This window comes from Collinsella sp. Sow4_E3 (assembly GCF_052116285.1).
In the GTDB taxonomy this organism is placed as follows: Bacteria; Actinomycetota; Coriobacteriia; order Coriobacteriales; family Coriobacteriaceae; genus Collinsella.
Genome location: NZ_JBQKLJ010000001.1, coordinates 333946 through 351392, shown reverse-complemented (window position 1 = coordinate 351392; position 17447 = coordinate 333946). Strand labels below are relative to the sequence as shown.

Below are 17447 nucleotides of genomic sequence, written 5' to 3'. Positions count from 1 at the left end.
GCGCGCAAGCGCCCCAACGAAAGGTGCAATTATGTCTTTTGCCATCATAACCGACTCCACGTCGGACATCTCCCCCGCCCGCGCCCAAGAGCTCGGCATTTACGTGATTCCACTTCATGTGATTATCGAAGGCGAAGACCTGCTCGACCAGGTGCAGATTACCGCCGAGGAATACGTCGCCCGCATGGCCGGATCCGAGCAGCTGCCGCACACCTCGCAGCCAAGCGCCGGCGAGTTCAAGGCACTCTTTGACCGCGTGCGCGCCGACGGCCACGATAGCGCCATCTTTATCTCACTGTGCAGTGAGTGGTCCGCCTGCTATGCCAACGCCAGCCTGACGGCCGAAGCGCACGAGCTCGACGTGCGCTGCATCGATTCGCGCACCGGCTCGGGTGCCGAGGGCCTGCTGGTGGAGTACGCGCTGGCCATGCGTGAGGATGGCCGCAGCCTGGACGAGACCGAAGCGCAGATCCGCGCGACGCTGCCCGACGCCCATCTGCTGCTGATTCCCCGCACGCTCGAGAACCTCGTTAAGAACGGCCGCGCGCCCAAGCTCGCCGGCCAGCTCACGCAGATGCTCAATATTCGCCTGGCCGTTTCGCCGGAGTGGAAATCGGGCGAGATCAAGGCGATCAAAAAGGGTCGTGGCGCCAAGCGCATCGTCGCCAACACCATGGCAGATTGCCTCGCATTTTTGGCCGAGCACCCGGGCTCCAGCGTACGTGTGCTCACGACCGGCGCCGCCGAGGAGCAGGAGCTCGTCAACCAAGCGCTCGCAGGCCAGAACTACGTAGACGCCGGCACCGGCCCCATCGGCTGCACCATCGCCACCCACGTAGGCGTCGACGCCATCGCCATCAGCTACTGCCCCCGCTACCAACCTGCCAAATAGGGACAGGTTTATTTTGTCATGTTTTATCTGGGCAAACGTCCAGCGCCAACAAATACCAGCCTGACAAGATCGGGCAGGCAGGAGCTATCGAACAACCAAGGTACAACCAGCCGTAGCAAAGCCATCATGCCGGTGCACCCCAACTCAAGGCGCGCCGGCATCCCTTTAGGAATTGCGGCGGGAAAGGGGCCGAATAGTCGAAAGACAGACACTATGACCCAATCCGAGGGCACTAAAAAGACAGGAGCCCCCGCTCGTGACCGCGGGTCGGGGCTGCGACAATGATGTTGAAGTGCCATAGGCGCAGCCGCGCCGCAACGAGGTTGGGAGGCTCCCATGCCAAAGTATTCTACCGCGTTCGGGATGGACGTCCACCTGAGGTCGACCACCGTCTGCGCCCTCGACGCGGACACCGGCGAGGCCGTGACGAGGAGGTTCCCCGGCAACCCCTGGGGCGAGATCGCCGGGTGGATGGATGGGTTCCCCGGGCCGTCGCTCGCGGCCTACGAGAGCGGCTACCTCGGCTTCGCCCCGCAAAGGGAGCTCGCCGGGCTCGGCGTCGAGTGCGTCGTCGCCGCGGTCTCGAAGATCCCCAGGTCGGCCGCCGACTCGGCCTCCAAGAACGACAGGAACGACGCCGCCAGGATGGCCAAGGCGATACTCGCCCACGACATCTCCCCCGTATGGTCCCCCTCCCCCGAGGTCGAAGGCATCAGGGACCTCGCCGGCGCCTACGACGGGGCGACCGCGCGCCTGGCGACCGCCAAGCAGCGGCTGCTCGCCTTCCTCGCAAAGCGGGGGTTCGTCTACGGCGGCACCACGCCCGCCGGCAACCCGAGGAAGTACTGGACCTACGACTTCCTGAGGTGGCTCGACAAGGTCAGGCCGGAGGACGATGGCGGGGTTCGGACGCTCGCCGCCCTGAGGAACGAGGTCGAGGCCGCGGCGGAAGCCCGGGCGGACCTGCTCTCCGAGTACAGGGCCGCCGTGGATGCCAGCCCGATCGCCGCGGAGGTGGCCGCCCTCCAGTCGATCAAGGGCTGCGCCTTCGCGCTGGCCGCAGCCTTCTCGGCCGAGGTCGGCGACTTCACGAGGTTCCGTTCCGGAAGGCAGGTCACGGCCTATTTCGGCCTCGCGCCGAGTCAGAGGTCGAGTGGCGACTCCGTGCGGCTCGGAGGCATCAGCGGCGCGGGCAACGCGCTCGTGAGGAAGCTGGCCGTTGAGGGTTCATGGTGCTACGCCGCGGCACGGCACCAGCCGAAGCTCATGCCAAGGGACACGGGCGTGCCCCTCGAGATAAGGATGCACGGGAGGAAGGGGTCCGAGCGGCTCCTGCGGCGGCGCGAGGAGATGCTCGCCCGCGGCATGCCCGCGGCGAAGGCCAACGCGGCCACCGCGGCCGAGCTCGTGAGGTGGCTCTGGGCCCTCGGCATGATGTGCCGGGAGGGCGCGGAATAGACATAGCCCCCCGTCCCGGCGAGCCGGGCGGCCTTCGGGGATACCCCCTATTTCGCTGTGCGCGCGGAGCCCTCCGCATGCGCCTCGACAGAGTTGGGGAACCCCGCCGAAGGAATGGAGTGCGGGCCGACAGAACGGTATCCGCGGATATGAGACTGAGCCGAAGGCGTCGATGACATGCCGGGGGCGGACCGGGACGGGTTCAACGGCAGGCCCCGCCGACCGATTGCAAGCGGTCGGCGGGGCCATTGTGGCTCTTGACAGCGGATTGGGTCATATGAGCGAACCGCCGAATGCCGCTCACGGAGCGGCACCCCACTATCACCGAACCAAAATCAAAGTCGAGTATCTCATATAGCCGAAATGACGTACCCTCATCCCAATGAACGCTGACAAGAATGGCATTCAAATGAGCAACGCCGTGCATCAATACGCCCTTTTCGGGAACGCCTTATTCAAACTCAATAAAACGGTCGTCCACGCTTCGGATCCGCGTAAGCAAATCGTAATCTGTAGCAACGGTCCAGACATCCGTTACGCAACACTCGAAGAATGGGACAAAGCCGGCAAATCTTTCGACGAACGTGCACAGACCGAGGGCATCGTTACCAGCGCGAGCCCAGCGCGCGACAAACTCGAGCTCTTTCGCAATCTTTTTACCGGCCGCAAAGATGTGCACGCTCACGGGTATCGCAGAAAAGACGGGGGCATCGGCTATACACCTGCCTGTGCAAATGAGTGGAAGCCAGGCATTTGTCCCAAAGCAAGTCATCAGAGAATTAAATGCGCAGAATGTCGCAGCCGCACATTCCTTGAGCTGAACGATACCACCATTATCGCCCATTTCAAAGGCAGTGACGACAGGCTCCGGGACGTCATAGGTCAATATGTTCTCGACAAAGACTGCAACACAAATGTCCTTGTCATTGATTTTGACAAAGCCGATTGGAAAGAAGCGACAAATGCTATCAGGCTTGTCGTAAGAAGCCATGGAATTAACGCTGCGGTCGAGCGATCAAGGTCAGGCAACGGCGCGCATATCTGGTTTTTCTTCCTAGAACCTATGAACGCAAAGACAGCACGAGATTTCGGCAGCTGCCTTATCGCCGAAGCAGCGGCACTCAACAAGACAATCACCTTCGAAGCCTTTGACCGAATGATACCCGCGCAGTCCACCATTCCTGAGGGCGGCTTTGGAAATCTCATTGCGCTGCCCTTTCAGGGAAAAGCGCAGCGGGAAGGAAACAGCGTATTTGTTGACGAACGATTCGAGCCCTTTCCCGACCAATGGCTTTACCTTTCGCAAATCCAACTAATCTCGCGTGCGACGGTGGATCGTCTGATCGAGGACACCGAAAACAAACCGCTTGGAATAGCAACAGCTGCAGCGACAAACAAAACCAGGCGCAATGTCCAAAAGCCACGAAAGCGGCTCCCGCTCACGCCACGAGACTTCCCCTCGAACCTGCCCGTCACACAAGCCGATATGCTCTACATCCCCGAAAAGTCTCTGAGCCCGGCAGCTCAAATGGAAGTCCGCAGGCTTGCGACATTTGCCAACCCCGAGTTCTTCCGTGCGCAATCTATGCATCAATCTGTATTCGGCAAACCGCGACTCATAGACCTCAGCGAACTTAGAGATAGCCGCGTCGCGATTCCCAGAGGCTGCAAAGCCCAACTTGAGCAGCTGATTCAAGAAGCCCACGTTACTGTCCATTATTCAGACGAACGCAGCACGGGCAATCCAATTGAGATGGCATTCAAAGGGACCCTTCATCCCGAACAGCAAATTGCCGCCGACCAGATGCTTGAATACGAAGACGGAATCATGTCTGCACCAACGGGCTTCGGTAAAACCGTCATCGGAGCTTATCTTATTGCCGCCGTTGGTCTTCCGGCGCTCGTCATTGTTCCAAAGACCGCGCTCATAGCCCAATGGAAATCGCAGCTCGAACGATTTCTTGACATTACGGACACCAGAGAGCCGGTCCGAACGCCAAAAGGACGAATCAGCAAAAAGCAACCTCCCCTTATTGGGCAAATCGGAGGGGGCAAAACCGCCGTCAGCGGCCTTATCGACGTCGCTTCCTTTCAGTCGCTATCTGGCAAAGACTCCCAAACCGGGGAGCCGATAGTTAAGGACCTTGTTCGTAATTACGGCCTCATTATCTGCGACGAATGCCACCATGCTGCCGCGCCACAGCTCGAGCTCGTCCTCAAGTCCGCTCCAGCCAAATATATATATGGCCTTTCCGCGACACCTGAGCGCTCCGACGGACTCACTCGGGCGCTCTCGATGCTCTGCGGCCCGCTTCGCTATGCCATCGATCCAAAAACACAGGCAATTCAGCAGGGTATCCAGCGCATCGTGCGACCGAGATTTACCGGCATTCGGCTATCCGCCTACGAGCCGGGTGCAAGCTTCAATCAGATTCTTGATCTGCTGTGTGCACATGCGGCAAGAAACGAATTGATTGTCGATGACGCCCTCGAAGCAGCGTCAAACGGTCGGCATCCGCTCATACTATCCAAAAGGAAAAAGCATGCTGAGGAACTGTTCAGGCTGCTTAATGATCGCAGACACGAACCCATACTCTTAACCGGAGAAATCGGTGCCAAAGAAAGAAAAACGATACTGAACAGTCTTCCCGGCTTTGAGCATGAACATCGAATCATCGTCGCCACCGAAAGCCTTCTGAGCGAGGGCTTCGATCTGTCCTACCTTGACACCCTATTCATTGCCACGCCGATATCTTGGGACGGCAGTGTAACGCAGCAGGTGGGTCGGCTGCACAGAAGCCACGAGGGCAAGCAACAGATTGAGATATTCGACTACATTGACCTGTCGATACCCATGCTCGCTCGCATGTACCAGAAAAGACTCAAGACGTACGCCAAGCTGGGCTACGAAATTTATTCAGCAGAGGACAGTGAGCAACCCGATTACAACATTCTCATAGAGCCGGCAAACGCTATTGAGGCATTAATTAAAGACATCACCGGTGCCACAAAGAGCGCCTTCATAGCCGCATCCTACGCATCCGCCGCATGCCTCACGAAACTCACCGCCACACTCGTAGGCGCAGCCGCCCGTGGGATCACCCTTGAGGTTTATGTTGCCTCAACTCCGCGCGATGACGCGAAAGCAATTTTTGCCGAGATGAACGTCGGCTATTCCGTCAAGGCCAAAGGGCGGCTGTGCGCGGCCGTGATTGACGAGGAAACTGTCTGGTACGGAACTATCCCGCTGCTGGCATTCCCCAAGAAAGAAGACCGCAGCATCCGTTTCAAAAGCAACGAAGTCGCCGCTGAATTTTTGAGCGAAATCCAGCAACGAGGAGAACCGGGGACCGCAGCAACGAACGGGGCACCCCTATCAGTAGCGGTGAAATAAGGACTGTTTTTGGCTTATCAGCCGCCAATCAGTCCCTATTTCACCGCAACTTAGAAATCGGCGATCAGCCCAGCGGACCCTGAAAAAGCTCCTGATGAGTGCCCATTCGCACCAGCCTGATCACTGGGTTAGTCTTATGGGGAAGATAAAGAACGACCACATCGACCAAGCCATCGGATAGGTGGAAATCGATGTGGCCGTTGTAGTTTCCGCCCGGGTTTGAGAGCTCGTGGGCGCCATACTCCGCCGGAAGTGACCCATGAGCCACAAGCTCTGCAACCGCCGCTTTAAACTCACTTTTTAGCTGCGGATGCATGCGCATCGTTCGTTTGTAGTCCGCCTTAAATTGAGCCTCGACTTTAATCTCGAACATCGCTATTCCTCATCGAGGAATGACATAAGCTCATCAGCGTTATTAAATGACGGGCTATCGTCCGGCAAAATCCCCAACTCATGAGCCTCGGCGATCACCATGGCACGCCTCGTCGCCTCGTTGGGCGCCTCCGCCCTTCCTACAATCTCAAAAGGAATCTTTCGCTGATTTACCAGCTGCCGAACGGCAAGATTGAGATAGGAATTGAGGCTGAGGCCGACCGAATCCAAGAACTCAGTCGCCTGCTCCTTGAGCCCCTCTTCGATTCGAACCGTCGTAGGCTTAACTGTTGCTGTAGACATTTGCGACCTCCTCGCCCTCGTCTTTTACACCAGTATACCCAATATAAATGGCAATCTGATGTTAGATAACATCAGATTGCCATGCGTATTCATGTCGCGTGGGCACGATTGATCTACATCAGCCCGCTCAGGACAACATCGACGGCCTCGTTGAGGTCATCGGTGATGTGGACGAGGTCTGGATCGAGTGGGCTGATCATGCCGGCATCCATCACCGGGCCGTTGAGCCAGTCGAACAGGCCCTGCCAGTATTCGCTGCCCACCAAAACAAGCGGCATGCGCTTGACCTTGTGCGTCTGCACCAGCGTGAGCACCTCAAACATCTCGTCGAGCGTACCAAAACCACCGGGAAACACGATGGCGCCCGAGCTGTATTTGACAAACATGGTCTTGCGCACAAAGAAGTAACGGAAGTCCATGCCGAGGTTCACGTATTTGTTGAGCCCATGCTCGTGCGGAAGCTCAATACCCAAGCCGACCGACTTGCCGTTGGCGCTCGCCGCTCCCCTGTTGGCCGCCTCCATAATGCCAGGACCACCGCCGGTGATAACCGCCACGCCGCGCTGCGCGATCTTGCGGCCGACCGTGCGCGCCGCCTTGTAGAGCGGATCGGTCTTGGGCGTGCGGGCACTGCCGAAGATGGTCACCGCGGGCCCGAGCTCGGCAAGCGCGCCGAAGCCATCGACAAACTCGGCCTGAATGCGCAGCACACGCCACGGGTCGGCGTGCAACCAGTCAGTCGAGTCCTCGGGCGCCAGCAGGTTGGCATAGGTGTTGTCCTTAGGAATCATGGGGCCGCGCATAACCACGGGGCCGCGTCGGTACGTCTCGTCGTAGGCCGGCTCGCCCTCGACGTTCTCATTCTTAATCATGGGATACTCCTATCGAAAATAGAAACGGGCGGGGTCGACGCCATGCGTCAAACACCCGCCCGAACATCAACCATTCGGTATGGTACCCACGATGCATCAAACGCTTGCAAGGCATCGGTCAGAGGTCGTGCAAGCGATGCCGACGCATGCGATGCCCGGCGCCGGCTACGCACGGTCGATTGGCACGTAGCCTCGACACCGCGCGAGCGCCCCCGTAAGCGCACCCGCAGCTCTTAGTAATCCACTGCCGCGGGGCTGTTCATCCAGTCGCTCACGAACGCACCGTAGTGGCCCTCGATAATGGCCTGGCGGGCACGCTGCATAAGGTTGAGCAGGTAGTAGATGTTGTGCATCGAAAGCAAAATGCCGCCGAGCATCTCCTTCTGCGTGACCATGTGGCGAATGAGCGCACGGCTGTAACCGCCCGTGCACACCGGGCAGGTGCAGGTGGGATCGATGGGGCCGTCGTCGTGCGCAAAGCGGGCATTGCGGAAGTTAAGGCGACCCTCGCTCGAAAACGCCGTCCCCATGCGGCCGGTGCGCGTCGGCAGCACGCAGTCGAACATGTCGATGCCCACGCCTACACCACGCACGAGCGTCGTCGGGTTGCCGACGCCCATCAGGTAGCGCGGCTTATGTTTGGGCATGTACTCGCTCGCGAGCGGTGCGAGCGTCTCAAACATGGTCTCGTGGTCCTCGCCCACCGAGTAGCCGCCAATGCCGTAACCGGGGAAGTCACCGCACTCCTCCAGATGGCGCAGCGAACGCAGGCGCAGGTCCAGATGCATGCCACCCTGAACGATGCCAAAGAGCGCCTGGTCGTCGCGGGTATGAGCTTTATAGCAGCGCTCGGCCCACATGCTCGACAGCTCAACGGCGCGCTCAACGTAGGCGCGCGTGGCGGGATAGCCCGGGCACTGGTCGAGCTGCATGCAGATGTCGGAGCCGAGCTTCATGGCGATTTCCATGTTGTCCTCGGGCGTCCAGAACACGTGGCGGCCGTCGTAGTCGTTGACGATAAAGCGCACGCCCTCGTCGGTGAGCTTGACGGCGTCGTTGTGGCTGAACACCTGGAAACCGCCGGAATCAGTGAGGATGGGGCCATGCCAGTTCATAAACTTGTGCAGGCCACCCAACTCGGCGATGGTGTCCTCGCCGGGGCGCATGGACAGGTGATAGGTATTGGCGAGCACGATCTGGGCGCCGAGCTGCTTGACGGTCTCGGTAGGGATGCCCTTGACGTTTGCCTTGGTGCCCACGGGCATAAAGATCGGCGTCTCGATGTCGCCGTGCGGAGTGTGCAGCACGCCGGCACGCGCATGCGTCGTCGGATCCTCGGCGATCAGGTCGAATTTAAATAGGCTCTGGTCCATAAACTGGAACTCCTTGGTTGCGGTTCATACGCAAACCATTATAAAGACCGCGGCAGGCGAACGGCATAACGTCTTTCGGAGAAGGGAATGTCAAGCGCAAACTGAATAGAGCGGCCGATTTTTTGCTATCCAAGCGAGCCATCGAACACGTTTTGAAACTTTGCTGCGGCGCGCGGGATGCCGGCGCGAGACTTTATCATAGGGTGACAATCAACGATGAGGAGCACATGCCTATGACAGACGAGCTGGACTCCCAGACTCAGCAGCATATTGATGATTCCGCAGACGCCGTCGACGACTGCAGCACTCCTACCTGCGTCGCCGCTTCCGTCGATGCATCCGCCGAAGATGCGCACGCCGGTGCGGATAAGGCAACAGACACAGGCGATACTGTCGAGCATGACGAAGGCGAGCAACCGGAGTCGAACGACGCCGAGACCGACACGGACCCCGCGTCACAGGCGGCAGGCCCCATCGAGGTATCTTCGGAAGAAGAGCTCGATGCCGTCATGGACTCCATGATGGATGCCGTCAAAGCGATGAAAGACGCCGTGGCCGACGCCGATGTGGACGCCGAAGAAGAGAAGGCCGCCGAGGCCGCATCGACCTTCGTGCCTGGCGAGACCCCCGTTGCCGACCAAGGCAGCACCGTACCTTCGTTCTTACAGCTCGAGCACCCTACAATTGGCGCAGATGCAGTTGACCCGCACACTGCCGGCTTTTCCGTGATCGAGGGCGGCACCGGCAATATCGCCACGTCGCAGGCGCCCGATGCGGGTACGGCCGACGCCGGCCATCCGACCGCTCCACACGCCCCTGCAGCCAGCCGCGATCTGGGAACCGCCGTCTCAAATACAGCAAACGCCGTAGGCACTTTTATCGCCCAGGGCGCCTCTGCCATGCGCGAGATGAACGCCGCAAAGAAGGCGCTCGCGGACGCTCGTGCCCACCTGGCCGAACTTGATCAGCGCATCGCCGATCAAGGAGAGGAGCTCGAGACGCGCCAGGATATCGCAAGCCGCTACGACCAAATCGTCGCCGAGCAGCGCCACGCTATCGACACGGCACAAAAGGCCGCCGCGGCGGCAGAAATCGGCCGCGATACCCATGCCGCCAAGACAACAGAGCTCAAAGCGCAGCTCGAACAAATAAAAGAAGAGGACGGCGCCACCGAGCGGCGTCTCAAAGCCGCACTCGATGCCGTCGAAGCGCGCGAAGCCAGCTCGCGCGAGACCGGTAACCGCCTCGTACGACGTCTCGAGGATTCCAAGCGCATCCGCGACAAGGTGAAGGCCGAGCGAGACGCCGGCGTTGCCGCAGCGCAGCAAACCGTCAACGCCACGCGCGCCCAGCTCGAGACGCTGCGTCATGAGTATGCCGAGCTGCAGCGCAATCCCTCGGCAAATCCCGCCAACTATACGGTGCGCACCAGCGAGCTTTCGATGCAGATCTCCGACACGGCTGATGCCCTGCGTAAAGCCGAGGAAGATGTCCCGCGCATCACCGCCGATCTTGAGCACTCGCTCGCAGCCGCCGAGCACGCCGTCGAGCAGGCGCAAGCCCCCATCGCCGACGCCAAGCGCGCCCATCAGGCCGTGACGGCCGAGGCCGATGCCGCGCGCGACGAGCTGCAGACCGCAAAGGCGGCCGCTGCAACGCGCCAGCGCGAATTACGCGAGAAGATCGTCACCGAGGACAAAGCGCGTCAAGAGCAAGAGCAGGCTATCGCCAATGCCCAGGCGGACGTCGCGCATGCGCAGTCGATCATCGAGCAGGCGACCGAGGTGCACAACCATCCCGAGATCACCGAATCGCTCGCGGGCTCCCTGGCTCGCGATAAGGACGAGCGCGCCGAAACCGAGCGCGAAGTGGCTCAGCTCGAAGCCGCCGAGAACGACGTGCGCGAGCGCACCCGCGACTCACGCGTTAAATTCACCGGCGCAATCGTCTGCATTGTCACCGTAATCCTCGTGATCGTCCTGATCTGGCTGTTCGCGAGCAAGTAAACCAGCTGCCAAAAAACACTCACCGCAACGTTTTGATTGGTGCAAAGGGGCCAGGCAACTTTGCACCAACTTGGTGCATATAAAGCAGTCCCCATTGCACCAACAACGTTTGCCCAGATAAAACCTGCCAAAATAAACCTGTCCCTTTTTGGCAGGTTGAACCACGGCAACGCCAATGTTTTGGCGAAGTCAGCGAAAACCCGCCAGAACGGCAATCTCTTGACAACCAAAGAAATGCCGATGTTTTGGCAGCGACAGCGAGCGGGTCGCATTTGAGGCAAGGTGACGTGAAACGAAAGGGCGCTGACCTTCTGGTCGCGCCCTTGAAGTTGAACGTCAGATTGTCCAAATGCGGCCCGCGCAGCGTCGAGCCGTTACGCGGTTCGTAGAACTGCGTAACTAACAAATGAGCATGGCGTCGCCAAAGCTGAAGAAGCGGTAGCGCTGCTCGATAGCGGCGGCATAGGCATCCATGATCTGATCGCGGGTGGCAAGTGCGCTCACGAGCATCATGAGTGTGGAGCGCGGAACATGGAAGTTGGTGATCAGCGAGTCGACCACGTGATAGGTCGAGCCGGGCATGAGGTAGAGCTGCGTCGTCGCGTTCTCGCGCGCCACGATGTCACCACGGCCGAGCGTGTCGGCCCCGTCCTTACGGCCCTCAAAATAGCGCGCCGTCACAGCCGGATCGGACACCGGCGCGTCCGCGTCAAACGCACTCTCGAGCGAGCGGACTGCGGTGGTACCGACAGCAATCACGCGATGCCCCTCGGCCTTAGCCTTATGCACGGCGTCGACAACCTCCTGCGACACGTGATAGCGCTCGGTGTGCATCACGTGCTGCGTGGGGTCGTCCTCCTCCACCAGACGGAAGGTATCGATGCCCACCTCGAGCTCGACAGCGGCAAACTTCGCACCCTTGGCCTCGATAGCGGCCATGAGCTCGGGAGTAAAGTGCAGGCCCGCCGTGGGAGCGGCAGCTGAGTGCTCCTCCTTCATGGCGTAGACGGTCTGGTACTTCTCGGGATCGCCCTCGTAATCGGTAATGTAGGGCGGCAGCGGCACGTGGCCGGCAGCATGGATGGCCTCATCGAGCGTGCGCGGGTCGCCGGCGGCATTGCAACCGGCTGGCTCAAAACGCACCAGGCGGCCGCCGCGGCTATCGGTGACAAAGTCGACGACCTCGGCCGTCAGCACCACGGGAGCACCCTCGGGCGCATGGGCGCCACCGGCGCGATACTCAATCTGAGCGCCGGGCTTTAAGCGCTTGCCCGGCTTGACCAGACACTCCCAAACGTGACCCAGCGGATCCACGTCCTCGCGGCGCTTGAGCAGTAGCGTTTCGACCACGCCGCCCGAGCCGGCCTTGCGACCGATAAGGCGGGCCGGCATCACGCGCGTCTGGTTGATGACGAGCACGTCGCCCGGCTCGATATAGTCGATGATGTCGCGGAAGATGCGGTGCTCGACGGTGCCGCCATGCTCCAGCGGCGTTCCCGCCTGGGAGCCCTTGCGGTCAACCACCAGCAGGCGGCAGGAGTCGCGCGGCTCGGCAGGAGCCTGGGCAATCAGTTCCTCAGGAAGGTTGTAGTCAAAATCATCGGTACGCATAGACACGTCGAATACTCCTTATATAGCTAAAATCCGCTCTACATCCTAGCAGGCTGCCAGCCCAAAAGGACTACTTTTTGGACGCTTTGCGCTCGTCGCGGATGCGGGCGCGGTCCATGGCCGCCTCGACGGCCGAGAATCGGCAGCCGCAATAATTCTGCCGATACATACCCAGCTCGCGCGAACGGCGTGTCGCCTCGGGATAATACGGGCGAAAATCGCGAATCACCGGGGTGAGCCCATGTGCCGCCGCCAAGCGCTCAAGCACGTCATTGCAGGTGTCGAACAACTGATACGGCGAGACGGCGAGCGTCGTGCCCACAAACTCAAACCCGCGCTCCTGGGCCACACGGCATGCCTCGGCCAGGCGCAGGGCATAGCACGCGCGACAGCGACGGGGTCGATCGGCGCCCAGCGGGGCCACGCCGGCCTCCCAGCGCTCGCGGTCCTCCCCCGCCTCGATGAGCTCGATGTCGCCATCGGCACACCACCGGCGCAGCTCGTCCAAACGCCGCTGCCATTCATCGCGCGGCTGAATATTGGGGTTGGTCCAGCAAATCGTGGGCTCAAACCCCTCCTCACGCAGCAGACGAACCGGCTCAAGCGAGCACGGCGCACAGCACGCATGCAGCAGTAGCGGCTTCATGGACATCTCCTCCCAATCTTTGCCCAGGGTAGTCTTTTTGGGACGGGGCTATTTTGACTACTTTTGACGTAAAGCAGTCAAAAATACCCATCTCCAAAAAGTAGTCAAAATAGCCCCGTCCCAAAAAGACTACTGACCAAAAAAGCGCACGCCAAAGGACGTGTCCTCGCAGGCGACAATGCGGCGGTCGCGCAAAATGGTCCGCACGTAATACCAGTCGCCCACACAGCCCGACAAATGCAAGCCGGCTGCCAGGTAGCACAGCAGCGGATAGCCCGAAAACGCAAACCCCAGGGTAAACGCTGTCGTCACGACAACCGTCGGCGCCAGACAAACTGCCATGTACCGCCGGCGCGAATACACCACGCCCTCGGCGCAGGCGTAAATCATGCACGTCTCGAGATTCGCCCCAAAGGTCACGTGCGCACCGGCGGGCGCAAACAGCTTAAAGAACACGCCGTGCACCAACTCGTGCACGGCAAATGACGCCGCCGAAACCGCAGCCAAGCCGACTATCCAGCCCAAGACAGCCGTCCAGCCACCCGCGTCAGCCGCATCCAAGTCCGCGGGCCCACCCAGCAGCATAAACACCGGCACCAGGCACACGGCAAATGCGCCAAGCACGGCCATCCCCCACACAAAGCAAGCGTGCAGGAAATCCTCGTCTTCAAACGCATGTATGTTGGAAATCTCATTCATAGCATCTTAGGATAGCGCCCCTGCCACGTACCCGTCCGCATGTGCGATAATGTCGAACGATATGCACGAATTGACCACCGCGTCGCCGAGCCCCGCGCCCGGCCACGCTCTCACCATATGCGAAGGAGTCCCATGGCATCCAAATACTCCATGAACGACCGTCCCAGCTGGCCCCGCCGCGCCATCGTCACCGCCGGCGAGCCCTATGGCAACAAGGGTCTTCACTTTGGCCACGTTGGCGGCGTCTTTGTCCCGGCCGACTTCTTCGCCCGCTTCCTGCGCGACCGCCTGGGCCGCGAGAACGTCATCTTCACCTCGGGCACCGACTGCTACGGCTCGCCCATCATGGAGAGCTACCGCAAGCTCAAGGAAAACGAGGGCTACGACAAGTCCATCGGCGAGTATGTCGAGTCCAATCACTCCCGCCAGGCCGCGACCCTCAACAACTACAACATCAGCTGCGATATCTACGGCGGCTCGGGCCTTGAGCCGGCGGCCCAGATTCACAACAAGGTGACCGCCGAGATTATCGAGCGCCTGCACGAGCAGGGCACCATCTCCAAGCGCTCTACCCTTCAGTTCTACGACGCCAAGGCCGGCACGTTCCTCAACGGTCGCCAGGTCATCGGCCGCTGCCCCATCCAAGGCTGCAAGTCCGAGAAGGCTTATGCCGACGAGTGCGACCTGGGCCACCAGTTTGAGCCCGAGGAGCTCATCGCGCCCAAGAGCCAGCTCACCGGCGAGGTGCCCGAGCTGCGCCCGGTCGACAACCTCTACTTCGACCTGCCGGCCTACCTCGACTTTATGAAGACCTACACCGCCAAGCTCGCCCAGAACCCGCAGGTTCGCTCCGTGGTCTCCAAGACCATGGAGGAGTGGCTGCTGCCGGCACAGCTCTACATCCAGAACAAGTTCCGCGAGGCCTTCGACGCCGTCGAGGACCAGCTTCCCGAGCACACCGTGCTGGAGCCCGAGGGCAACAAGAGCAGCTTTACCGTCACCTTCCCCAGCTGGAAGGAGCGCGACGATGCCCACGCGGTGCTCGCCAACGGCGGCGTGCGCTTCCGTAGCGGCAAGGCGCTCGTGCCCTTCCGCATCACCGGCAACATCGACTGGGGCGTTCCGGTGCCCCAGGTCGATGGCGTGACCGATGTCACCTGCTGGTGCTGGCCCGAGAGCCTGTGGGCGCCCATCAGCTACACCCGCACCGTGCTCGCCCGCGATGCCCGCGCCGCCGGCGTGACCGAGGGCGTCGCCGCCCAGGATGCCGCCCTCATGGGCGAGCCCGCCGCCGATTCCACGCAGGTCCCCGCGCCCACCTACCAGCACAGCTCGCTCGACTGGCGCGACTGGTGGTGCTCGGACGACGCACAGATCTACCAGTTTATCGGTCAGGACAACATCTACTTCTACTGCATCGCGCAGACCGCCATGTGGGAGGCCCTGGGTTGGAACCTCACGCAGAGCACCGTCAGCGCCTGCTATCACCTGCTCTACATGGGCAAAAAGGCCAGCTCGTCCTCGCAGACGCCTCCCCCGCCGGCAGACGACCTGCTCAACCACTACACCTGCGAGCAGATGCGTGCGCATTGGCTGTCGCTCGGCCTGTCCGAGAAGCCGGTGAGCTTTAGCCCCAAGGCATATGACACGCGCGTGACCGGCAAGGACAAGGACGGCAACGAGGTGCGCGCCTGCGACGACAAGCGCGTAATCGACCCGGCCCTTAAGGAGAGCGCGCTTTTGACCGGCGTGTTCAACCGCCTGGCCCGCAGCTGCTTCTACGGCGTCGCCGTCAAGGAGGGCGACGAGAGCCCCTACCGCAACGGCTGCATCCCCGCCGGTGCCGCCTCCGCCACCGTGGTCGAAGCCGCCCAGCAGGCAGCTCTCGCCTTTGAGCAGGCCATGTACAAGTTCGAGACGCACCGCGCGCTCGCCGTGTGCGACGACTACCTGCGTGCCGCCAACAAGCGCTGGAGCGACGCCTCCAAGGCTGCCAACAAGCTCGAGGGTAGCGAGGCAAACGCCGCAATGACGCAGGCACTGGTCGACGCCTTTACCGAGCTGCGCGTGGCGACCGTGCTCATGCACGGTATTGTGCCGGCCGGCTGCGAGCTCATCTGCGAGTACTTCGACGTTGACCCGGTCGCCTTCTTTAGCTGGGACAACATCTTTGCCTCCACGGATGAGTTTGTGGAGAGCCTGGGCGAGAAGCCCGGCGAGCACCGCGTAAAGCCGCTGCCCCCGCGCTTCGACTTCTTTAGCAAGCACGAGAGCCAGTACTAGACAAACGCCAAGGCAGACTAGTCAATTTGGGACGGGGCTATTTTAGCTACCCCGTCCCAAATTTAACTGCAACGCCTGCCGAAACGGACGGGCAGCTAAAATAGCCCCGTCCCAAATTGACTACTTTTAATGGAATGGGAAGGAAAGACGGATGTCCAAGCCGCGTCGTCGTAAGCAGAAAAAGCAGGTTAAGCCCGAGCTCAAGCTTAGGCAGTTTGCCGCTACCGAGCTTTCCGACCAGCTTGCCGCCCAACACTCCGCCGCCGACCTGCCGCGCTTTATGGTCGACACGGTCGCCGGCGCCTATGCGCCTGCCGATGCCGAGCTCATAATCGAAGGCTTTGGCGCCGCTGCCACGCGCCCGGTCACGCTGCGCGCCAACACGCTCAAGGCAACCGCCGAGGACATCGCCGCCGCGCTCGACGCAGCCGGCATCGCCCACCAAACCGTTGCCTGGTACCCGGACGCTTTCATCCTGCCCGAGGCCCAGGTATCCGATCTGTGGGATCTCGACATCTACCGCAACGGCAAAATCTATCTGCAGAGCCTGTCGTCCATGATGCCTCCTTTGGTGCTGGGCGCTCAGGCCGGCGAGGATATCCTGGACATGTGCGCGGCCCCCGGCGGCAAGACGACGCAGATCGCCGCCCTCACCCAGGGACAGGCGCACCTCACCGCCTGCGAGATGAGCATTCCCCGCGCCGAAAAGCTCGAGGCCAACCTGGGCCGCCAGGGCGCCAAAAACGTGCCCGTCATGCGCATCGACGCACGCGAGCTTGACGAGTTCTTTCGCTTTGACCGCATCCTGCTCGACGCCCCCTGCACCGGCACGGGCACCGTCATCAGCGGCAACGAGAAAAGCCTGCGCGGCCTGACCGAGCAGCTGCTCTGCAAGTGCGCCCGCTCGCAGCGCGCGCTTCTGGACCGCGCCATGGGCGCCCTCAAGCCGGGCGGCACGCTCGTCTATTCCACTTGTTCGATCTTGCCGCAGGAAAACGAGGACGCCCTGCAAGAGGCCCTCGACAAACACATGGACTGCGAGCTCATTCCCCTCGACGGCACGCCGAGCGAAAGTGAAACGCGTCGCGCCCAGGAAGCTGGCGAAGAGCCACGCGTCGAGAGCAACGCCCTCACCGAGGCCATCGCCACCGGCCACGTCTCGACCGTCGCCAACGGCATGCCCGGCACGCTGACCATCCCGCCCAGCCGCGACTTTGAGGGCTTCTACATCGCTCTGATCCGAAAACGCAGCTAGCGCACGGACCAACTCAACAAGCTATCTCCGTACGCGCTTGTCCTGCTGGTCACGGTGCTGCTTAAGTGCCTCGCGTTCCTTGCGCTCGGCTCTTTTGCCCTTAATGGCCGTAACCACAAAGTAGATGACCGCGGCGGCTACGATTGCGCCCACGCATAGGCCAATCGAGCCCAATAATGTCGAGATTTCCATACCGCGTCACCTCTCTTTTGTATACGGGACATCCAAGATAGCACCTCGATTCCCGCCACCACAGCTCCTTCACGTTCGCCGGCCCTTCGGT

14 protein-coding genes are annotated in these 17447 nt (G+C 61.0%); 6 read left to right on the top strand and 8 right to left on the bottom strand.

Annotated features, from left to right (window positions below; genetic code table 11):
• The first annotated feature begins 31 nt into the window (after positions 1 to 31).
• The 3 genes from ACTQ48_RS01460 to ACTQ48_RS01450 all read left to right on the top strand — a co-directional run bounded on the left by ACTQ48_RS01460 (position 32) and on the right by ACTQ48_RS01450 (position 5744).
• Positions 32 to 892 (top strand): DegV family protein, encoded by an 861-nt coding sequence (locus tag ACTQ48_RS01460; RefSeq protein ID WP_441569937.1) that lies wholly within the window; start codon positions 32 to 34, stop codon positions 890 to 892.
• Between the two features lie 336 nt (positions 893 to 1228).
• Positions 1229 to 2350, top strand: a complete 1122-nt coding sequence (locus ACTQ48_RS01455) for an IS110 family transposase (protein WP_441569936.1) — start codon at positions 1229 to 1231, stop codon at positions 2348 to 2350.
• 382 nt (positions 2351 to 2732) lie between these two features.
• Positions 2733 to 5744 carry a TOTE conflict system archaeo-eukaryotic primase domain-containing protein gene (locus ACTQ48_RS01450; RefSeq protein ID WP_441563116.1) on the top strand — a complete coding sequence of 1004 codons (3012 nt, stop codon included), beginning with the start codon at positions 2733 to 2735 and terminating at the stop codon, positions 5742 to 5744.
• A gap of 64 nt (positions 5745 to 5808) precedes the next feature.
• Here ACTQ48_RS01450 and ACTQ48_RS01445 read toward each other — a convergent pair whose 3' ends face one another.
• The 4 genes from ACTQ48_RS01445 to tgt all read right to left on the bottom strand — a co-directional run bounded on the left by ACTQ48_RS01445 (position 5809) and on the right by tgt (position 8664).
• Positions 5809 to 6117: a type II toxin-antitoxin system RelE/ParE family toxin gene (locus tag ACTQ48_RS01445; protein WP_316367041.1), complete on the bottom strand. Its 309-nt coding sequence runs from the start codon at positions 6115 to 6117 to the stop codon at positions 5809 to 5811.
• 2 nt (positions 6118 to 6119) lie between these two features.
• On the bottom strand, positions 6120 to 6419 hold the full coding sequence (locus ACTQ48_RS01440) for a type II toxin-antitoxin system RelB/DinJ family antitoxin (RefSeq protein ID WP_441563115.1): 300 nt from the start codon (positions 6417 to 6419) through the stop codon (positions 6120 to 6122).
• Positions 6420 to 6532: 113 nt separating this feature from the next.
• Positions 6533 to 7291 carry a TIGR00730 family Rossman fold protein gene (locus ACTQ48_RS01435; RefSeq protein WP_441548184.1) on the bottom strand — a complete coding sequence of 253 codons (759 nt, stop codon included), beginning with the start codon at positions 7289 to 7291 and terminating at the stop codon, positions 6533 to 6535.
• Between the two features lie 233 nt (positions 7292 to 7524).
• On the bottom strand, positions 7525 to 8664 hold the full coding sequence (tgt, locus tag ACTQ48_RS01430; protein WP_441041950.1) for a tRNA guanosine(34) transglycosylase Tgt: 1140 nt from the start codon (positions 8662 to 8664) through the stop codon (positions 7525 to 7527).
• A 233-nt stretch (positions 8665 to 8897) separates the two neighbouring features.
• Between tgt and ACTQ48_RS01425 the strand changes: the two genes are divergently transcribed.
• Positions 8898 to 10670, top strand: a complete 1773-nt coding sequence (locus ACTQ48_RS01425) for a hypothetical protein (protein WP_441569935.1) — start codon at positions 8898 to 8900, stop codon at positions 10668 to 10670.
• 399 nt (positions 10671 to 11069) lie between these two features.
• On the opposite strand, the gene queA is transcribed toward ACTQ48_RS01425, so the two are convergent.
• The 3 genes from queA to ACTQ48_RS01410 form a co-directional block, all read right to left on the bottom strand.
• Positions 11070 to 12281 carry a tRNA preQ1(34) S-adenosylmethionine ribosyltransferase-isomerase QueA gene (gene queA, locus ACTQ48_RS01420; RefSeq protein ID WP_441569934.1) on the bottom strand — a complete coding sequence of 404 codons (1212 nt, stop codon included), beginning with the start codon at positions 12279 to 12281 and terminating at the stop codon, positions 11070 to 11072.
• Positions 12282 to 12351: 70 nt separating this feature from the next.
• Complete coding sequence (locus tag ACTQ48_RS01415) at positions 12352 to 12927, bottom strand: epoxyqueuosine reductase QueH (RefSeq protein WP_441064239.1); 576 nt, start codon at positions 12925 to 12927, stop codon at positions 12352 to 12354.
• Between the two features lie 129 nt (positions 12928 to 13056).
• A complete protein-coding gene (locus ACTQ48_RS01410; RefSeq protein ID WP_441545493.1) occupies positions 13057 to 13626 on the bottom strand; it encodes a DUF3267 domain-containing protein in 570 nt (189 codons plus the stop codon).
• Between the two features lie 132 nt (positions 13627 to 13758).
• On the opposite strand from ACTQ48_RS01410, the gene ACTQ48_RS01405 reads away from it, so the two are divergent.
• Together ACTQ48_RS01405 and ACTQ48_RS01400 are read left to right on the top strand one after the other, a co-directional pair.
• Positions 13759 to 15909 carry a methionine--tRNA ligase gene (locus ACTQ48_RS01405; RefSeq protein ID WP_441569933.1) on the top strand — a complete coding sequence of 717 codons (2151 nt, stop codon included), beginning with the start codon at positions 13759 to 13761 and terminating at the stop codon, positions 15907 to 15909.
• A gap of 151 nt (positions 15910 to 16060) precedes the next feature.
• A complete protein-coding gene (locus tag ACTQ48_RS01400) occupies positions 16061 to 17164 on the top strand; it encodes an RsmB/NOP family class I SAM-dependent RNA methyltransferase (RefSeq protein WP_441569932.1) in 1104 nt (367 codons plus the stop codon).
• Positions 17165 to 17185: 21 nt separating this feature from the next.
• Here ACTQ48_RS01400 and ACTQ48_RS01395 read toward each other — a convergent pair whose 3' ends face one another.
• Positions 17186 to 17356, bottom strand: a complete 171-nt coding sequence (locus ACTQ48_RS01395) for a hypothetical protein (RefSeq protein ID WP_441014875.1) — start codon at positions 17354 to 17356, stop codon at positions 17186 to 17188.
• Between the last annotated feature and the right edge of the window lie 91 nt (positions 17357 to 17447).